Origin of the sequence: Nocardioides sp. NPDC087217 (assembly GCF_044744805.1) — a bacterium.
Classification (GTDB): domain Bacteria; phylum Actinomycetota; class Actinomycetes; order Propionibacteriales; family Nocardioidaceae; genus Nocardioides.
The window spans coordinates 100,964-118,797 of sequence record NZ_JBIUZB010000001.1; the positions used below are offsets into that span (position 1 = coordinate 100,964).

Annotated in this window: 21 protein-coding genes and 1 tRNA gene; 12 read left to right on the forward strand and 10 right to left on the reverse strand. The window is 67.7% G+C overall.

Features of this window, described 5'->3' with window-relative positions; translation table 11 throughout:
- Positions 1-52 precede the first annotated feature (52 nt).
- The 4 genes from ACIO3S_RS00535 (at position 53) to ACIO3S_RS00550 (ending at position 2,090) form a co-directional block, all read left to right on the forward strand.
- Entirely contained in the window at positions 53-1,000 is a 948-nt protein-coding gene (locus tag ACIO3S_RS00535; RefSeq protein WP_400458452.1) for a hypothetical protein, read from the forward strand.
- Positions 1,001-1,080: 80 nt separating this feature from the next.
- Entirely contained in the window at positions 1,081-1,200 is a 120-nt protein-coding gene (locus tag ACIO3S_RS00540; RefSeq protein WP_008355567.1) for a DLW-39 family protein, read from the forward strand.
- Between the two features lie 17 nt (positions 1,201-1,217).
- Positions 1,218-1,293: transfer RNA gene (locus ACIO3S_RS00545), tRNA-Ala, on the forward strand.
- A gap of 17 nt (positions 1,294-1,310) precedes the next feature.
- Positions 1,311-2,090: a protein phosphatase 2C domain-containing protein gene (locus ACIO3S_RS00550; protein WP_400458454.1), complete on the forward strand. Its 780-nt coding sequence runs from the start codon at positions 1,311-1,313 to the stop codon at positions 2,088-2,090.
- 47 nt (positions 2,091-2,137) lie between these two features.
- Here ACIO3S_RS00550 and ACIO3S_RS00555 read toward each other — a convergent pair whose 3' ends face one another.
- Genes ACIO3S_RS00555 through ACIO3S_RS00570 form a run of 4 tightly spaced genes read right to left on the reverse strand, consistent with a single transcriptional unit; the run spans position 2,138 to position 4,052 of the window.
- Complete coding sequence (locus tag ACIO3S_RS00555) at positions 2,138-2,734, reverse strand: SRPBCC domain-containing protein (protein ID WP_400458456.1); 597 nt, start codon at positions 2,732-2,734, stop codon at positions 2,138-2,140.
- A 3-nt stretch (positions 2,735-2,737) separates the two neighbouring features.
- Complete coding sequence (locus tag ACIO3S_RS00560) at positions 2,738-3,070, reverse strand: ArsR/SmtB family transcription factor (RefSeq protein ID WP_400458458.1); 333 nt, start codon at positions 3,068-3,070, stop codon at positions 2,738-2,740.
- A gap of 43 nt (positions 3,071-3,113) precedes the next feature.
- Positions 3,114-3,617 carry a hypothetical protein gene (locus tag ACIO3S_RS00565; RefSeq protein WP_400458460.1) on the reverse strand — a complete coding sequence of 168 codons (504 nt, stop codon included), beginning with the start codon at positions 3,615-3,617 and terminating at the stop codon, positions 3,114-3,116.
- Positions 3,618-3,650: 33 nt separating this feature from the next.
- Entirely contained in the window at positions 3,651-4,052 is a 402-nt protein-coding gene (locus tag ACIO3S_RS00570; RefSeq protein ID WP_160026091.1) for a DUF1304 family protein, read from the reverse strand.
- A 169-nt stretch (positions 4,053-4,221) separates the two neighbouring features.
- Between ACIO3S_RS00570 and ACIO3S_RS00575 the strand changes: the two genes are divergently transcribed.
- Positions 4,222-4,641, forward strand: coding sequence for a MarR family winged helix-turn-helix transcriptional regulator (locus ACIO3S_RS00575; RefSeq protein WP_400458462.1), 420 nt, complete (start codon positions 4,222-4,224; stop codon positions 4,639-4,641).
- 3 nt (positions 4,642-4,644) lie between these two features.
- On the opposite strand, the gene ACIO3S_RS00580 is transcribed toward ACIO3S_RS00575, so the two are convergent.
- A complete protein-coding gene (locus ACIO3S_RS00580) occupies positions 4,645-5,016 on the reverse strand; it encodes a hypothetical protein (RefSeq protein WP_400458464.1) in 372 nt (123 codons plus the stop codon).
- A 277-nt stretch (positions 5,017-5,293) separates the two neighbouring features.
- Between ACIO3S_RS00580 and ACIO3S_RS00585 the strand changes: the two genes are divergently transcribed.
- From ACIO3S_RS00585 to ACIO3S_RS00610, 6 genes are all read left to right on the forward strand, one after another.
- A complete protein-coding gene (locus tag ACIO3S_RS00585) occupies positions 5,294-6,331 on the forward strand; it encodes a TauD/TfdA family dioxygenase (RefSeq protein ID WP_400458466.1) in 1,038 nt (345 codons plus the stop codon).
- A gap of 95 nt (positions 6,332-6,426) precedes the next feature.
- Positions 6,427-7,329: a hypothetical protein gene (locus ACIO3S_RS00590; RefSeq protein ID WP_400458468.1), complete on the forward strand. Its 903-nt coding sequence runs from the start codon at positions 6,427-6,429 to the stop codon at positions 7,327-7,329.
- Between the two features lie 103 nt (positions 7,330-7,432).
- Positions 7,433-8,200, forward strand: coding sequence for an SURF1 family protein (locus ACIO3S_RS00595; RefSeq protein ID WP_400458469.1), 768 nt, complete (start codon positions 7,433-7,435; stop codon positions 8,198-8,200).
- Positions 8,197-8,529 (forward strand): DUF3817 domain-containing protein, encoded by a 333-nt coding sequence (locus ACIO3S_RS00600; RefSeq protein ID WP_400458470.1) that lies wholly within the window; start codon positions 8,197-8,199, stop codon positions 8,527-8,529. The genes ACIO3S_RS00595 and ACIO3S_RS00600 overlap by 4 nt, the downstream gene beginning before the upstream one ends.
- A 78-nt stretch (positions 8,530-8,607) precedes the next feature.
- Complete coding sequence (locus ACIO3S_RS00605) at positions 8,608-9,117, forward strand: peptidylprolyl isomerase (protein ID WP_350717520.1); 510 nt, start codon at positions 8,608-8,610, stop codon at positions 9,115-9,117.
- Positions 9,118-9,222: 105 nt separating this feature from the next.
- Positions 9,223-10,029, forward strand: coding sequence for a rhomboid family intramembrane serine protease (locus tag ACIO3S_RS00610; protein ID WP_400458471.1), 807 nt, complete (start codon positions 9,223-9,225; stop codon positions 10,027-10,029).
- Between the two features lie 144 nt (positions 10,030-10,173).
- On the opposite strand, the gene ACIO3S_RS00615 is transcribed toward ACIO3S_RS00610, so the two are convergent.
- Positions 10,174-10,635, reverse strand: a complete 462-nt coding sequence (locus ACIO3S_RS00615; protein WP_350665255.1) for a cell division protein CrgA — start codon at positions 10,633-10,635, stop codon at positions 10,174-10,176.
- Between the two features lie 43 nt (positions 10,636-10,678).
- Here ACIO3S_RS00615 and ACIO3S_RS00620 point away from each other — a divergent pair, with 43 nt between their 5' ends.
- Complete coding sequence (locus ACIO3S_RS00620) at positions 10,679-11,467, forward strand: DUF881 domain-containing protein (RefSeq protein WP_160026082.1); 789 nt, start codon at positions 10,679-10,681, stop codon at positions 11,465-11,467.
- Positions 11,468-11,608: 141 nt separating this feature from the next.
- On the opposite strand, the gene pknB is transcribed toward ACIO3S_RS00620, so the two are convergent.
- From pknB to ACIO3S_RS00640, 4 genes are read right to left on the reverse strand one after another with little or no spacing between them, the layout of a single operon-like run.
- Positions 11,609-13,417, reverse strand: a complete 1,809-nt coding sequence (gene pknB / locus ACIO3S_RS00625) for a Stk1 family PASTA domain-containing Ser/Thr kinase (RefSeq protein WP_400458474.1) — start codon at positions 13,415-13,417, stop codon at positions 11,609-11,611.
- On the reverse strand, positions 13,410-14,963 hold the full coding sequence (locus ACIO3S_RS00630) for a serine/threonine protein kinase (RefSeq protein WP_400458476.1): 1,554 nt from the start codon (positions 14,961-14,963) through the stop codon (positions 13,410-13,412). The genes pknB and ACIO3S_RS00630 overlap by 8 nt, the downstream gene beginning before the upstream one ends.
- Complete coding sequence (locus tag ACIO3S_RS00635) at positions 14,960-16,426, reverse strand: peptidoglycan D,D-transpeptidase FtsI family protein (RefSeq protein WP_400458478.1); 1,467 nt, start codon at positions 16,424-16,426, stop codon at positions 14,960-14,962. The genes ACIO3S_RS00630 and ACIO3S_RS00635 overlap by 4 nt, the downstream gene beginning before the upstream one ends.
- Entirely contained in the window at positions 16,423-17,826 is a 1,404-nt protein-coding gene (locus ACIO3S_RS00640) for an FtsW/RodA/SpoVE family cell cycle protein (protein WP_400458480.1), read from the reverse strand. Before ACIO3S_RS00640 ends, ACIO3S_RS00635 begins: the two co-directional genes overlap by 4 nt.
- Positions 17,827-17,834 lie beyond the last annotated feature (8 nt).

Genomic DNA, 17,834 nt, shown 5'->3' on the forward strand with positions numbered 1-17,834 from the left:
GGCACGGTACGCCATCCGACCGCGGTAGGAACCGCATGCGAATATCACCATCATGACGAAGATCGACCTTCCGTTCGACCTCGACTCCATCCCGGGACGTACTCGCCGGTGGGTCAGGGGCGGGATGAAGCGCACCGAGAGGTGGGGGAAGCGGATGGGCGGTCGGGTCGGCCCGCTCATCCCCAACACGCTCGCCACCGGTGGCACCGACGACTGGACGCCGCAGGGGCTGGGCTACGGCCCGGACACCAACATGCTGGCCCAGAGCTACTACTCCCACGACAAGGGGTCGGCGCTGGTGCTGGTCGACCTGAAGAGCGGGAAGACCGCCGCCGAGGTGCTGCTCGTGGGTCACAACGGCAAGGCCGGTCCCGGGCACGCCGGCGGGGTCGCGATCGACGGTGACGACGTCTGGGTCTCCAAGGGTGCCGGCGGCGGCAAGGGTCGGCTCTACCGCTACTCGCTCTCGGCCATCCGGAATGCGGCGAAGGGTGCCGAGGTCGAGCCGATCGAGGCACCGGCGAAGGTGGCGGCCGGCTCCTATTGCCGGATCCGTGGAAACCGCCTCTATGTGGGCGGCTTCGGAAACCAGACGCTGTTCGCGTACGAGAAGGACGCGAACGGTGAGTGGGACTTCTCCGAGCCGGTCCTCTCGACCACCACCCCGCCCAAGGTCCAGGGCGTCGTCGTGCGCCGCGACGAGTACGTCTTCTCCTCCTCGTTCGGCCGGCACCGGCCGAGCACGATCTTCATCTGCGAGCAGAAGCCCGACGGTCGCGTCGGTGCGGTGCGCCGCAAGTTCAGGTTCCCCAACATGGCCGAGGCGATCGTCGAGGTCTCGGGCGAGCTCATCACCACCTACGAGTCCGGCGCCTCCCCCTACAGCCGGCCCTCGGCGTACGGGTTCGGCATCCTGACCGGCCGGATGTGGGCGAGCACCCACATGACCTGCACCCCGATCGCCTCCCTGGGCCTCGCCCCCGACCCCGAGGCCGGTTGATTTCGTACGCTTCATGGCGGGCCGGTACGCTTTCCTGGTCTAACGGGCAGCGATGCCCACCACGACTTGCAGGAGAAGACATGAAGAAGATCGTCCTCGTACTGCTGGCCGCGGCTGGCATCGTCCTCGCCAAGAAGAAGCTCGACCAGTCCAACCCCGAAAAGGGTCACTGGGCCGCGGCGACCGACAAGGTGAACTGACCGACGGACACCCGTCCGGGGCGTTGGCGCAATTGGTAGCGCACCTGCTTTGCAAGCAGGGGGTTAGGGGTTCGAGTCCCCTACGCTCCACCAGGATTCGAGGCTGCTGAGTGAGCATCCGTCTCAGCAGCGAGGTCTACACCGAGACCTCACCGACTCATCGGGTCAACGAGGACTTCGTGCTCGTCGGGCAGGACTTCGTCATCGTGCTCGACGGTGCGACACCGGTCGCCGGGCTCGAGAACGGGTGCAGCCATGACGTGCCGTGGCTGGTGCGTCATCTCGGCCTCCACTTGGCCGGGGGACTCACCGCTCCTGGCGACGCCAGCCTGGTGAGCATCCTCGAGGATGCGATCCGTCGAGTCTGCGAAGCGCATGCCGACACCTGCGATCTCGACGACCCGAACAGCCCGTCCTCGACGGTCGCGCTCCTCCGACTCCGGGGCGAGCGCGCGGACTACCTGGTCCTGGCGGACTCGTCGGTCGTGTTCCGGATGACCGACGGCAGCATCCTCCCGATCACGGACGACCGGCTCGATCACCTCGATGACTACTCGGTCGCCGGGTTCGGCGCGGTTCGCAACACCGCCGAGGGGTTCTGGGTCGCCAGCACCAAGCCGGAGGCCGCGCGGCAGGCGGTCACCGGCAGCGTCGACCTCGGCTCGCGCTCGGTCCATTCCGTCGCCGTGCTGACCGACGGCGCCGCGACGCTCGTCGAGAGGCATGGCCGGACGTGGGCGGAGCTCTTCGCCGTCCTCGACCTCGGTCCGGAGGAGCTGGTGCGGCGTACGCGGGAAGCCGACGAGGCCACCACGGCCGAGTTTCGGGGGAAGCGGCACGACGATGCGACCGCCGTGCTGTGCCATCTCGTCGACGGCGACATCCCCTGACGGCGTACGAACGAGAATTCGTTCGTACGCCTGGTCACCCGCGCCGGCTACGAGAGCAGGGCGGCGTATGTCGGTCGCAGCTCGTCGGTGCGGTCCTTGACGTGCTGGACGACGCGGGCGGAGGCCTCTTCGGTCATGGGCGACGGGCCCTTGTCGAGGAGGTCGGCGAGCTCGTCCAGGCACACGTGCCAGCCGACGGCGGTGTCCGTGTTGCCGGTGGGGCTGCCGAGCCAGGTCGTGAAGGTGAGGCGGGTGCCGTCGTCGGTGGGCTCGAGGTCGAAGCGGAGCAGGTCCGTCAGGTCCTCGCGACCGTCCATCCCCCAGGTGAACTCGAAGGCCCTGGGCGGGTCCCAGACCCGCAGCTCCCCCTCCGAGACGTAGTTGCCCGGGTCGACACCCATCTCCTCGATCATCTCGGTGGTGCTCGCCAGCTCCAGGCCCTCGGGCCAGAAGGGGAGGCTCAGCCGCGCCCCGACCGTACGCTCGCCGACGATGTCGGTCGGAAACCAGTGCCGCAGGCCGTCCGTCTCGGTCAGGGCCCGCCACACCTTCTCGGGTGAGTGGCGGAGCAGGCGTACGTAGCGAAGACCCCTCCGCTCGCCGTCGAGGAGCACCTCGCCCATGGGTCCGGTCGTCGTGGTCATCTTTCAGTCCTCCTTGTGGTCAGGGTCGTCGAGCTGGTCCAGGTGACGCTCGAGCGCATCGAGACGGTCGGCCCACATCCGGCGGTACGGCGCCAGCCACTCCTCCAGCTCCCGGAGCTGTTCGGGACGCAGCCGGTAGTGACGGCGCGGTCCGTCGATGCGTACGTGAACCAGGTCCGCCTCGCCCAGTGTCCGTAGATGCTTGGACACATTGGGTTGAGCGAGCCCGAGGGTCTCCACCAGCTCGCCCACCCCCATCTCACGCTGACAGAGCAGGTCGAGGATCTGCCGACGGGTCGGGTCGGCGATCACGCTGAAGACGTCTCGGGTGGGCACGCCCTCAAATATGCCTCGATAGGAATATGCCTGTCAAGGCATGTCAGGACAGCAGATCGTTGACCACCAGGCCGACTGTCGTAACGGCGGACAGGGCCGCGAGCACCCAGAGAACGGTCGACCCGTGTCCGGACAAGAGGGCGCGCCGGGGCGGCTCGGTGAGCGAATCGGGAGGTGAGATCCGCCGTTCCTGCTCGTCTCCCATCCAGTCGATGTCGTCCCGCTCATCGTCGTCACGAGCGCCGCCCGGGTAGGCGGAGCCGGGCGTCACGGCCGGCTTCGAAGAAGGACGGAGCCACGGGTCCTCGAGGCCGTGTGCAGCCGAGGGTGCCTTTCGTTCCGTCAGGGCGAGCAGTTGCGCGGTATCGGCGGCGAGTGCCGCGTCCAGGTGAACACGCGCCGGATGTCCCTCGGGAAGGTCTTTGAGGAGCTGCACGTATCGCTCGATCCGGCTGAGGAGACGGGCTCGGCGACTGCCGTTCTTGAATATCCAGGCGAGGCACGCGAGTGCCACCGCGAAGAGCCCCGAGATGACCGCTGCGCCCATGGGTCGGAGCGTAGTGGCCGGGAGCGCATCCCGCTATCCAACTGCGATCGCGATCAGCGCGATGGCGGGGAGCACGGACGCGGCGATGGTCCCCTTGATGCTGCCGCCGCGCGGGAGCCAGTATCCGAGGGCGTCGGCGATCCCCATGAACAACGAGGCGAGCAGCATGTAGATGGTGGTGACGACAACGACGGTGACGCCGGTGGACTCGTCGCCGAAGTTCACCATCCAGAGGCCGACGAGCGTGCCGACGCCGGCGAGAGCGTTGCGGGCGCCGATGCAGAACGACCACAGGTGGACGTTGCGGATCCCGTTCGATTCGATCCCGAGGAACCGCTGGACCTCGGGGCGATGGATGAGGAAGGCCTCGAAGGGGAAGACGGCGATGAGGATCAGCGCGGCGATGGCGGCACTGAGCTGAGCGACTGCGTTCATGGGGACCTGCTTGCGACGGGCCCCGACGCGCGAGGCTGTGGAGATCGTGGATGCAACGCGCGTCCGGCGGAGCCCCGTGAACAGACCGCTGTGTCTGGACACCGGAGAGCGATATAGTCAGTCTTACTGACTATATTGACCAGGGTGCCGCACAGTGTCAAGGGGTTCGATGGACGTCGCAACGCTCATGTTCATCGCCTACCGGGCGATGGACGAACGGGTCATCTCCGCGATGCGGGAGGCCGGTTACGACATCACCGTCGCGCAGGCCCGGCTGGCCCAGCGGATCGCCGAAGACGGCTCGCGCCTGGTCGACCTGGCCGAGCAGGCCCAGGTCACCAAGCAGACCGCGAGCGTGCTGGTCGCGGCGCTGGAGAGCAAGGGGCTCGTGGAGCGGGTCCCGGACCCGGTCGACGGCCGGGCACGCCTGATCAGGTTCACGGCCACCGGGCAGGACGCCGCTGACCGCGCTCGCGAGGTGGTGATGAGCGTCGAGCAGGAGTGGAACGAACACCTCGGCCCCCATCTGGCCTCAGCCCTGCGGGAGGCGCTCACCTCGCTGCGCGAGCTCGTCGATCCGTACCAGTGATGCTCAGCCGATGGTGGCCAGCAGAAGGACCAGTCCGAGAACGTAGAGGGCAGTCGCGAGTACGCCGCCGGCGACCACGACCAGGACGGCGAGCTTCTTGCGGGCCAGGCGGACGATCCCCCAGATGCCGAAGACGAGCCAGCAGATCCATGGGGTGAAGACCATCACCGCGACGCCGATGTTCATCATCGTGTAGTTGCAGGTCTCGGAGCACCCGTCGCTGGCCATGATGGACAACGCGCCGAAGAAGCTCCCGATGGTGCATCCGCCGAGACCGAGCACGATCAGGACGATGGTCAGCACCTGGTCGGCCGTCGAGCCGCCGAACCCTGCGGTTGTCCTCGGAGGTGATCCCGGCGGGGTCGTCGCTGTCATGGGGCTCAGGATAGGGCTGCGCACAGCCCTCAGAACGCGGGTCGGACGGGCAATTCGTCGGTAACTGGCAAACCGCAGGGGGGATACATTCCCTAAACAGGTTCGCGGCGATTACGCAAGGGGCCTAATACCTATCGTCTCGATATTTGGACCTATCACTCGTTTGAATTCCGTACGGCGGAACAAAGTGGTCTCGAACTTAGGAAACCCTTTGGTGCGGGCGCCAGGAAACGCTTCTGACGAACCCCTCCACCGCAAAGTCCGAGAGGTCAATGTTGTGGGCGCAGAGTCCGTAGTCACCCGGGTCGAGATGACCCCAGCCGAGTCCCAGGCCGCAGCCGAGCTGTCGGAGTCCTTGCTCGCCCGGTTCGAGAGCCCGGTCTCCTCGGAGTTCCTCGAGACCGCGCCCTTCCTCGGTGGGGAGCTTCCCGACAGCGTCGCCAAGGCGATCCGCGCCTTCCGCTACGGCGACGCGACCGACGCCCTGGTGATCAGCGGACTCCCGGTGACTGCCGGCCCGACTCCGCCGCACTGGAACCACCCGGACGCTCAGGCGCCGCACATGGCCGACTTCTGGCTCGCTCTGATCATGGCCCAGCTCGGCGACGCCGTCTCCTGGTCCTCGCTGCAGGGTGGCCAGCTGGTCAACAACATCCTGCCGATCCAGAAGCAGGAGAGCCTGCAGACCGGGCACAGCAGCGACGTCGTGCTCGACCTGCACATCGAGGACGCGTTCAGCAACCTTCGCTGCGACCACCTCGGGCTGATCTCGCTGCGCAACGAGGACATGATCCCGACCACCGCGGTCGGCATCAGCTCGATCGACGTGACCGGCCCTGAGTACGCTCCGCTGTTCGAGCCGCGCTACGTCATCCACCCCGACGACGAGCACCTGCGCAACCTTCGCGAGGCCGGCGTCAACGAGGGTGAGCTGCTCGCCGCGCCGACAGCCGTTCTCTCCGGCTCGCCCCAGGCTCCCGATGTCCGGCTCGACCCGCCCTACATGGCGGCTCTGCCGGGTGACGTCGAGGCCGACCGGGCGCTCCAGCTGCTCATCATGGAGCTCTCCGCGAACGTCGAGGACGTCGCGCTGGCCCCCGGCGAGATCCTCATCGTCGACAACCACCGTGCCCTGCACGGCCGTAAGCCTTTCACGGCTCGCTACGACGGCACCGACCGTTGGCTCCGCCGCCTCACGACCGTCAAGGACCTGCGCCGCAGTCGGGTCGCTCGGTCCGAGGCCTCCTCGCGGATCATCGACCCGGTGCTCGAGCCTCTTCCCGCATCCCTTGAGCTCACAGGCGCTGGTCGCTGACGCTCGGGATCAAGGAGGCCGCAGGCGCGTTCCGCCTGCGGCCTCCGTCTATTTCGTGCCGCCGACCGTGACAGGGATCCGGAATACTCGTTGGGGTGAACGTGAGGCGATGGGGCATGTGCGTGCTGGCCGCTGGGCTGGCCCTTGCGCTGGTCGGCTGCGGCGACGACAGCGAGCCGAAGAAGCCGGAAGCAGCGCCGTCGGAGGACACCTATCCCGTGTACGCCGCGACCATGGGCCCCGTCGAGGCGGCCATGACGTTCGTGCCGGAGGGCGCGAAGACGTTGGCGGTGACCGACTACGACGAGGTGAAGTCACTCTTCGGGCTCGACGACATCACCGGCCGGTCGAGCCCCGCGGACCAGAGTGACCTGTGGAACCGGGCCGACAAGGAGGCCGCCCAGGTCAGCGGTGGTCTGCTGCGGGGTGTCGACCAGCGTCTGCGCGACACGTACAAGTGGGGCGCGGCCGATGTCGTCTGGGAGGCCAGATTCACCGGCGGCGGCAAGGACGGGTACGTCATCAGGGTCGCCGACCGGGTCAAGCCCGGACCGGCGATCAAGGCGGGCGTCGGCCCGCTGAAGGGCGCGACGTTCGACCCGGAGACCCACCTGATCACCAAGAACACCGCACGCCCGGACGCGGAGAACTGGGCGGCGCAGGACGTGATGGTCGCCGTCGCCGGAGGCCCTGCCACCTCGACGTACGTCGTCAAGGGCTGCGCCGAGGGTGGGCCGAAGGAGAAGACCAGGCTGGCGCCGGTCGAGGCCTACTCGGTCGAGTTCGGCGGCGGGCTGGCCACCCTGCGTCTCGGTGAGGACCGTGACGACCTGTTCTACCGGTTGAAGCTGGGCGATCAGGTCGCGGCGTACGAGAAGGTCTTCACCAACGGTGTCGCCGATCCGTCCACGGGGCGGATCGGGTTCCGGGTGACGAACCCGGTGACCGCGGCCACCCTGGTCACCACGGAACCCGTCCCGTTCGCGGTCTGTGACTGAGGGGCCGTACCCTGGAAGGGCTATGGCCGCCCAGACCAGTCCCCCGCGCAGTGCATATCCACTTGGGATCTTCTCCCCCAGGTTGTGGGGTGCACATGCGCTGGTGGTGATCTTCGTGACCGGCGCGGTGCTGCTCGGGGTGTGGCAGTACCAGTCGAGCCAGCAGGACAAGCAGGACCAGGTCGCGGAGCTGGTGCATGCGAAGCCGAAGGCGTTCACCGACCTGATCGGACCCAACGACGCCTTCCCGTGGGAGCAGATCGGCCGCCCCGTGACCGTCTCTGGGATCTGGATGCCCGAGGAGACCATCTTCATCGACGGGATGGAGCGAGGCTCTCAGGTCGGCTTCTGGGCCGTCACACCGGTGCTCGTCGAGGACACCGAATCGGCCGTCTACGTCGTGCGCGGCTGGACCCCTGAGGTCGGCAGCGCACCGCCCGCGCCGCGCGGCCACGTCACCGTCACCGGCTGGCTGCAGCCCAGCGACTGGACCGACGTCGCCGACGACCGCAAGTCCGACAACGTCTTCCCGCAGCTGGACGTCTCCGACCTGATCTCGCGCACCAGCTACGACCTCTACAGCGCCTACCTGGTGCGCTCGCCGGTCGAGGACAACTGGCCGGCCAGCTCGATGCCGGTCAACGACGGGGCCACGGACGTCGCCGACGTGCCCGCCCCGCAGCTGCCCGAGCCGGAGGCCACGACCGGCCTGCGCAACCTCCTCTACGCGATCGAGTGGTGGCTGTTCGGCGTCTTCGGGATCTACGTGTGGTGGCGCTACGTGCGCGACACCCTGCGTCCCCGGGATGACGAGGACGAAGAAGACCCTGAGAAAATCACTCAGGATGAGCGCGTACCCTCGGACGCGTGAACAAGCTGTTCGGCACCTACAAGGTGCTTGCGTACGTCGTGGGTGTGCTGCTGCTCGTCGGCACGATCTCCTCGCTGTTCAAATATCTGCTCCCCGAGGGCACCGCCCTGCAGTCCTTCGGCGAGGCGATGACGCCGCTGTGGGTCGCGCACGGCTGGATCTTCATCATCTACGTGATCGTCGCCTTCCTGCTGACGCAGAAGGCCCGCTGGACGATCCCCGAGTTCCTGCTGATGATGATCGCCGGCCTGATCCCCGGTCTGATCTTCTGGGTCGAGCGCCGCGTCGCCGACCGGATCGCTCCCATGCTCGCTGACGCGGCCTCCTGACCTCAGGTCCGCGACCGACACTGTGGGAGGATCGAGGAGTTACATCCCGTACCAATCCCAATGTCGGAAGGGCAGGTCATGGCTGACCAGAAGGCCATCCTCCACACCAATCACGGTGACATCACGATCACCTTGTTCCCCAACCATGCTCCGGAGACGGTCGCCAACTTCGTCGGCCTCGCCACGGGGACCAAGGAGTACACGGACGACGCCGGCCGCTCCGGTGTTCCCTACTACGACGGTCTCGGCTTCCACCGTGTCATCGCAGGGTTCATGATCCAGGGCGGTTGCCCCCTGGGCACCGGTACGGGCGGCCCGGGCTACACCTTCAAGGACGAGCCGCACCCCGAGCTCACCTTCGACAAGCCCTACCTGCTCGCGATGGCCAACGCCGGCCCCGGCACCAACGGCTCGCAGTTCTTCATCACCACCGGCCAGGCGCCGTGGCTGAACTTCAAGCACACCATCTTCGGTGAGGTCGCCGACGAGGAGTCGAAGAAGGCCGTCGACTCGATCTCCGGCACCAAGACGGGTGCGATGGACCGCCCGGTCGAGCCGGTCGTCATCGAGAAGGTCGAGATCGTCTAGTTGTCCGACTCGACCCCGGTCGGGGTGCCGGTCTGCTACCGCCACCCCGACCGTGAGACGCATATTCGCTGTCAGCGATGCAGCCGGCCTATCTGCCCTGACTGCATGACGCCCGCCTCGGTCGGCTTCCAGTGCCCCGAGTGCGTGCGTGAGGGCCACAAGTCCGTACGCCAGCCCAAGCGCTTCACCGGCGCGCGCGTGAGCTTCCGGGCGCTCCCGGTGACCTTCTCGCTCATCGGCGTCAACGTCCTGGTCTGGCTGAGCATCATCCTCACCGGTGGATCCGGGTCGAGGATCGCCGACTTCCTCGCGATCCGACTACAGGGCTACTGCCTCACGCCTGACGGTGGGTTCGCGGTGCCGAACGACGTCTGCCGGGCGAGCGGCTACACCTGGATGCCAGGGGTCGACGACGGAGCGTTCTGGCAGCTGCTGACCTCGACGTTCACCCACGTCTCGATCATCCACCTGGCCGTGAACATGCTGTCGCTCTACATGCTCGGCTCGTTCCTCGAGCCGATCGTGGGCCGGCTGCGGCTCCTGGTCTTCTACCTGATCTCCGGCCTGGCAGGCTCCGCCCTGGTGGTCTGGGCGTCGGCACCGGCCGGGTCGACCGTCGGCGCCTCCGGTGCCATCTTCGGCCTGCTGGGTGTCCTGGTGGTGCTCTTCGTCAGGGCCGGGCAGTCGCTCTCCCCGCTGCTGCCGGTGCTGCTGATCAACGCGGGCATCACCTTCTTCGGCAACGGCATCTCCTGGCAGGGGCACGTCGGTGGCTTCATCGGCGGTCTCGTCGTCGCGGGCATCTTCACCTCGCTCCGGGCCGACCGGAAGGCACCGTTGCAATGGGCTGCCCTGGGTGCCTTCACGTTGGCGTTGCTTGCCCTGATCGGCGTACGGATCCTGCTGTTCTGACGCCTTCGAGGCAGGTGTTTTCGGGGCGTTTTCACCGCGTGGACAAATCCACAGGTGTGGATGGCCCTGTGGAGAACTACATCCGTGTAACGCAAAGCGGCGCAAACCAAAGGTTTGCGCCGCTTTTACCGTCTAACGAGAGGGTCACTCCCACTTCGTGGCGAAGGTGAAGCCCACCGCCATGAAGCCGATGCCGACCAGGAGGTTCTTCTGACCCAGGTCGTTGAAGACCCAGATCTTGTCCAGGTGGTCGTTGGCGAAGACGTAGAAGACGCAGATCCAGATCAGGCCGATGACGAAGCAGCCGAGCATGCCGACCACGACGCCGCGGCCGCGGCCCAGCGGGGTCTTCGGGTGGGCGGCGACGGCCAGGCCCAGGAAGAGCAGGATGAAGCCGATCAGGTAGTTCCACCCCTCGAGCTTCTGCACCGGCTTCGGCCCGGTGAAGTCGCCACCGACCTCATTGGGGCGGACCCCGACGTAGTAGTAGGCGATCCAGCCGATGCCGAGGGCGATCAGCAGCAGGGCGACCCCGAAGCGCGGAGTGAAGATCGGCTCCTTGGGAAGGTCGAGATCACTCTTCTTCGAGAGCTTGAGCTTGGCCACGGGTGATGCTCCTCAGACAAATGTGATTGCTGCGCATACCCTAATGGTCGTGAGCTCCGGAACCCAGGCGAACCCCACACCTAAACCAAAGCGCTGGTCCCGCGTGACCTCTTGGAGGCTTGGTACGCCCGTCGTGGTGCTGCTCTGTGGCGGCCTGCTCGCGGTGAGTTTCGTGAACGCCGACGGCACCGACCTGCGTCCGGGCCGCTACGAGGACCTGGCGACGCTCGTCGACGGGGAGCGGATCCGCTACAACCGCCTCGAGGCCCAGCTGACCGACCTGCAGAGCGAGGTGGACCAGCTCACCAGCGGCGTCACCGACAAGGACGTCAAGAAGCTCCAGCACCAGTCCGCGCGGCTGGCCGACCCGGCCGGCACCTCCGACCACAGCGGCGCCGGCATGCAGATCGTCCTCGGCGACGCGCCCTCGGAGGTCCAGGAGAGCTACACGGGTGACGACCCGAACTCGCTCGTCGTGCACCAGCAGGACATCCAGGCCGTCGTCAACGCGCTCTGGGCCGGCGGCGCCGAGGCGATCACCATCGCCGGCAAGCGGATCATCACCACCACCGGCATCAAGTGTTCCGGCAGCACCGTGCAGCTCGACGGCGTCCCCTACCCCCAGCCGTACGTCATCGAGGCGGTCGGCGACCCCGACCGGCTGCAGGCCGCGATCGACCGCGACAACCACGTGCAGAACTACCGGGCCGACGCCCGCGACCCCAACGTCCAGATCGGCTGGTTCCTCAAGCCGCTGACCTACCTCACCGCGCCGGCCTACGACGGCCTGCTCGACGTGAAGTACGCGAAGCCCCTGCCTCAGGAGAAGTGAGAGCCCGTTCCGCTGGTCGAGCCGCCGGAGCCGCTAGGCGGAGGCGTGTCGAGACCAACACAGTCCTATCGAGCGCGGATGGGGCTGTGTTGGTCTCGACACGCTCGCTGGCGCTCGCGGCTCGACCAGCGGGGCGGCGGGCTACGGCGCCGCCGGGGTGCTCGGCGGGAGCGCCGGGTCGCACGTCGGCGGGTCACCCGGGTCGGCGGTCTGCGTGGCCGACGCCGACGGGTTGGCCGGGTCCGTGCCGGGCACCAGCGTCTGACAGCTCGGCAGGGCCTCCTCCTTCGTCGAGACGAAGATGATCACCTCGCCGTCCTGCGCGAGCGGCGTGCCCTTGGCCGGCGTCTGCTCGACGACGGTGCCCTTGGGCTTGTCGGTGTTGGGCTCGTCCTTGCGTACGGGCGTGAACCCGGCGTTGCGGAGGATCTCCTCGGCCTGCTCGGCCGTCTTCCCGACCACGTTCGGGACCTTGTTGGGGCCCTTGGAGACGGTGAGGGTGACCACGGTGGCCTTGCCGGTGGTGACGCTCTCGCCGTCGACCGGGTCGGACTCGATCACGGTGCCCTTGTCCTGGTCGGACTCCTCCGTCTCGATCTTCACCGTGAAGTTGTAGGGATCGCCCTCGAGGAGCTCCTTGGCGGTCTTCTGCGGGGACCCGATCACGTTGGGCATCTCCCGGTTGGGTGGCCCGGTGGAGACCGTCAGGGTGACGGTGCTGCCCTCCTCGACGTCCTCGCCGGCGGACGGGTCCTGGGAGATCACGACGCCCACGGCGACGGTGTCGCTCGACTCCTGCTTGATCGCGCCCTTCAGCTTGGCCGTGCTCAGCTCGGCCATCGCCTTCTCCTGGGTCAGACCGGTCACGTCGGGCGCCGGGGTGGTCTGCGGGCCGAGGGCCGCAGGCAGGAAGTAGGCGCCCAACCCGATGAGGCCGACGATGACCAGACCGAGCAGGATGAGCACCCACGGGCGAGGGCCTTCGGGTCGGTCGTCCTGGGGCGGGTAGTAGCCACCGTTGGTGGGGTCGCCACCGTAGGGGCCGACAGCGCGGTTCTGGGCGACCTGCGTCTGGTCCATGCTCGGGGGCACGGTCGCTTGGACCGGACGCCCGGCGAGGTAGCGCTCGATGTCGGTGCGCATCGCCTGCGCGGACTGGTAGCGGTCCTCGACCCGCTTGGCCAGCGACTTCATCACGATCGCGTCGAGCTCACGGGTCAGCGTCGGGTCGTGGGCCGAGGGAGGCTGAGCCTGCTCGCGTACGTGCTGGTAGGCCACCGACACCGGCGAGTCGCCGACGAACGGCGGACGGCCGGTGAGCAGCTCGTAGAGGAGGCAGCCGGCCGAGTAGACGTCGGAGCGGGCGTCGACCTGCTCGCCACGGGCCTGCTCGGGGCTCAGGTACTGCGCGGTGCCGACCACGGCAGCGGTCTGGGTCATCGTCGACTGGGCGTCGTTGAGAGCCCGGGCGATGCCGAAGTCCATCACCTTCACGTCACCGGCCGGTGTCAGCATGACGTTGCCCGGCTTGATGTCGCGGTGGATGATCCCGTTGCGGTGGCTGTAGTCGAGAGCGTTGAGTACGTCGGAGCTGATCTCCAGCGCCCGCTCGGGCAGGATCTTGCGACCCTCACGGAGTACGTCGCGCAGCGTGCGGCCGGCGACGTACTCCATCACGATGTAGGGCTGGGCGACGCCGTCGTCGGACTTCTCCTCGCCGGTGTCGTATACCGACACGATCGAGGGATGGTTGAGCTTGGCCGAGGACTGAGCCTCGCGCCGAAAACGGGCCTGGAAGGTCGCATCGCTGGCGAGATCGACCCGCAGCCGCTTGATCGCGACCACGCGGCCGAGCCGATGGTCGGTGCCCTTGCGGACCTCCGCCATGCCGCCACGGCCGAGCAGCTCGCCGACCTCGTAGCGACCGGCCAGGAGAGCTCCCTCAGCCATTGCCGCCCCCGTTGCCGTTGCCGCCGCCGCCATCGGTGTTCTCGTCGCCCGGAAGATCAGGGATGCCCCAGTCGGAGGACTCTCCGTCGGTCGGCTCCTCCTCGTCGCTCTCTTCCTCGTCGGGCTCCTCCTGGGCGGGAGGCTGCTCGACCACGGGGCGCTCGCCGTAGTAGCGGATGGTGATCGTTTCGCCCTCGTAGAGGTTGCGGGTCGGGTCGAGGCCGGCGACCGTGTCGGGCTCGTAGCTGCCGTCGTTGTCCTGGACCGCCACCTTCACCTTCAGGCCGAGTTCGTCCAGCTCGGAGCGCACCTCATCGACGTTGCGGCCAATGTATTCGTCCTCGTTGATCTCGACGGGCTTCGGCTCCTCCTCGGGCTCCTCCGACGGAGTAGGAGTGGGGGAGGCCGAAGGAGTGGTGGACGTGTCGTTGGCCGGAGGAGACTTCGGGTCCGCGCCGAGGGTCATGATGATCCAGATGATCGCGACGATGACGGCCACGAGCATCAGGATGACGACGATGTTGAACGGCTTCTTGTACCAAGGCTTCTGCTCGTCGTCCTCGTCGTACCGGTCGTACGGGTCCTGGTAGCGAGGCGGCGGCGGACCCTCGGGACCGCCCGCGGCACCCTGCATGCCGACGTAGTTCTGAGTGGGCGATGGCACCGGGTCCATGACCGACGTCGCGGTCGCGTCACCGGGCGCCGCCGCGGCAACGACAGTGGTGGCATCGGCGTCCGGGTCAGCGGCGCCGTGACCGATCATCGCGCTGGTGAATGCGGCCGCGTCGGCGTAGCGGAGGCTCGGGTCCTTCTGCAGGCTCCGCATCACGATCGCGGCCAGGTCGGCCGGGACGTGGTCGGGCAGCGGTGGGACCGGGTCGTGCAGGTGGGCGATCGCGGTCGCGACCGGGGTCTCCTTCTGGAACGGCCGGTAGCCGGCCAGGCACTCGAAGGCGACCACGCCGAGGGAGTAGACGTCGGAGGCGGGCGTGGCCTTCTCGCCGCGTGCCTGCTCGGGGCTGAGGTACTGAGGGGTTCCCATCACCTGGCCGGTGCCGGTGATGCCGGTCGAGGCCTGCGCGCGGGCGATGCCGAAGTCGGTGACCTTCACCTTGCGCTGCGGGGTGACCAGGAGGTTGGCGGGCTTGACGTCGCGGTGGACGATGCCGGCGCGGTGCGCGGCGGCCAGGGCGTCGCCGGCCTGACCGAGCAGGTCGCGTACGACCTCGGGGGCCAGCGGACGGCCGTCACGGAGCAGCTCGGAGAGCGGCTTGTGGTCGACCAGCTCCATCACCAGGAACGGTCGCATCAGGCCGGAGGCGGTCGGCATCTCGCCGACGTCGTAGACGGCCACCACGTTGGGGTGGTGGAGGGCCGCGGCATGCTTCGCCTCGGACTCGAACCGGGACCGGCCGATCGGGTCCTCGGCGTGCTCGGGCTTGAGGAGCTTGATCGCGACCTCGCGGTTGAGGGTCGTGTCAGTCGCTCGCCACACCTCGCCCATCCCGCCGGTGCCGATGAGCTCGTGGAATACGTAACGACTCATGAGATCGCTGCCTCCATCATGGCCTTCGCGATTGGGCCGCCCAGCCGTCCGCCGGCGATCTCGCTGCGTTCGGTGCCGCTCTTCTGGACCATCACGGCGACCGCGATGGACGGGTTCTCCGCCGGGGCGAACGAGGTGAACCAGGCGTACGGCGGCTTGTCCGGCGTGGTCTGTGCGGTGCCGGTCTTGCCGGCGACACTCACGCCGTCGATGGCCGCCGCCTCGGCGGTGCCGTTGTCGACGGTGCTGACCATCATCTGGGTCAGGATCTCGGCGGTGTCCTGCGAGACCGCAGGCTGGTTGTCGATCGGGGTCGGGTTGCCCTGGTCGATGACGTCGAGCGAGGAGGACGTCACCCGGTCGACGAGGTAGGGCTTCATGACCTCGCCGCCGTTCGCGATCCCTGCGGAGACCATCGCCATCTGCAGCGGGGTCGCGATCACGCTCTGCTGACCGATCGCGGCACGGGCCTGCTCGGCCTTGCCGTCGTTGGGTGGGTACTGGCTCTTGGCCAGCGGGCCGATGTCGTCGAGGTAGTCCTGGCCGAAGCCGAACCCCTCGGCCTGCTCCTGCATCTCCTCGTCGGAGAGCTCCATACCGAGAGAACCGAAGGCGGTGTTGCAGGAGACCTCGAGAGCGTGGGTGAGGGTGATCTGCTCGCCGCCGCAGCTGGTGCCGTTGAGGTTGGGCAGGTCGGTTGTGGTGCCGGGGAGGTCGAGCGACGCGCCGCCGTAGACCATGCTGTTGCCGTCCATGCCGAGGTTCTCGATCGCGGCCGCGGCGGTGACCAGCTTGAAGGTCGATCCCGGCGGCAGCGCCGTCTGGATGGAGCGGTTGAGCAGCGGCTCGTTCTCGTCCTTCGAGAGCTGGTTGTAGGACTTCTGCGCGGCGTCTATGTCGTTGGTCGCCACCCGGTCCGGGTTGTAGGTGGGGGTGGAGGCCATCGCCAGGATCTTGCCGGTGCTCGGCTCGATCGCGACCGCCGCCGCCTGGACGTCCTCGCCGAGGGCGGTCAGACCCTCGTACGCAGCGTCCTGGACCTTCGGGTCGATGGTGAGCTCGACGTTGCCGCCAGCCGGCTCGGAGTTGGTGACCAGGTCGACCAGGCGGTTGGTGAAGAGCTTGTTGTCCTTGCCCGACAGCACCGAGTCCTGGGATCGCTCGATCCCGGTCTGGCCGTAGGAGAAGGACATGAAACCGGTGATGGGGGCGTACTTCTTGCCGCCGGGGTAGGTGCGCTGCCACTCGAAGGTGTCGTCACTCGGCTTGCTGGTGGCGATCGCCTTCTTGCCGACCAGGATGTCGCCGCGCTGCTGCGAGTAAGCCTCTTCGGTGACCCGCCGGTTGTCGGCTCGGTTGTTGTACCAGCTCGCCTTGAAGAACTGGACGTACGTCACGTTGAGCATCAGCGCCACGAACAGGATCAGGCAGCCGACGCTGAGCGTGCGGATGGGGCGGTTCACTTGGTCATCGCCCCTTTGTCGAGCTTGACGATCTGGGTCTCCTCAGCGGCGAGATCTTCATCGGACGGCGCCGTCGGCAGTGGACGGCGGGACTGGTCCGAGACGCGCAACAGGAGGGCCACGATCACCCAGTTGGCGACCAGCGAAGACCCACCATACGAGAGGAACGGTGTGGTCAGACCAGTCAGCGGGATGAGCCCGGTCACGCCGCCGACGACCACGAAGGTCTGCAGGGCGATCGAGGTGGCCAGGCCGACGGAGAGCAGCTTGCCGAAGTCGTCGCGGGCCACGATTGCTGTGCGCAGGCCGCGCTCGACGATCAGGCCGTAGCAGAGCAGCAGGGCCAGAAGCGCGGTCAGACCGAGCTCCTCGCCGATTGCCGGGATGATGAAGTCGGAGTTGGCGTAAGGGATCCGCCAGGGCTGGCCGGAGCCGAAACCGCGGCCGATCATGCCGCCCCAGGCCATCCCGAACAGCCCCTGGACCAGTTGCTCAGAGGAGGTGCCGTTGGCGTCCGCCGGGAAGTAGTCGAACGGGTTCAGCCAGGTCAGCACGCGGACGCGGACATGGCTGAACAGGCTGATCGCGGCGAACACGCCGCCCGCGAAGAGCAGCCCGCCGACGACGATCCAGCCCTTGCGCTCGGTCGCCACATAGAGCGTCACCACGAAGAGGCCGTAGAAGAGCAGGCTGGAGCCGAGGTCGCGCTGCAGCACCAGGATCGCGAGGCTGATCACCCACATCATCAGCAGCGGGCCGAGGTCGCGGCCGCGGGGCAGGTCGATGCCGGCGAACCGACGCCCCGCCAGTGCGAGCGCGTCGCGGTGGACCGCCAGATAGCCGGCGAAGCAGATCACCAGCAGCACCTTGGCGACCTCACCGGGCTGGAAGCTGACCGGCCCGAGGTTGATCCAGATCCGCGCGCCGTTGATCTGCTTGCCGATGATCGGGAGCATCGGCAGGATCAGCATGACCACCGCACCGAGGCCGGCGGTGTAGGTGAACCGCTGCAGCATCCGGTGGTCGGGGACCACGAAGAGGGTGATCAGGAACAGCACCACGCCGATCGTCATCCAGGTCAGCTGCTGGCGGGCGAAGGCATCGGTCTCGCTCGCCCCTGCCGCCAGGTCGAGCCGGTGGATGACCGCCAGACCGAAACCGTTGAGCATCGCCACCAGCGGAAGCAGCACCGGGTCGGCGTACGGAGCCAGCAGACGTACGCCGATGTGGGCTGCCACCAGGAGCGCGACCAGCCAGGTGCCGTAGCCGACGATGTCGACCGGGATCTTCTCCTGCACCCCGAGGCCGACCGCGGCGTACGCACCGATCCCGACCGCCAGGGCCAGGATCAGCAGGACCAGCTCCGCTCCCCGCCGTGACCGGTGGACGAAAACGGGCATGGAGCTAG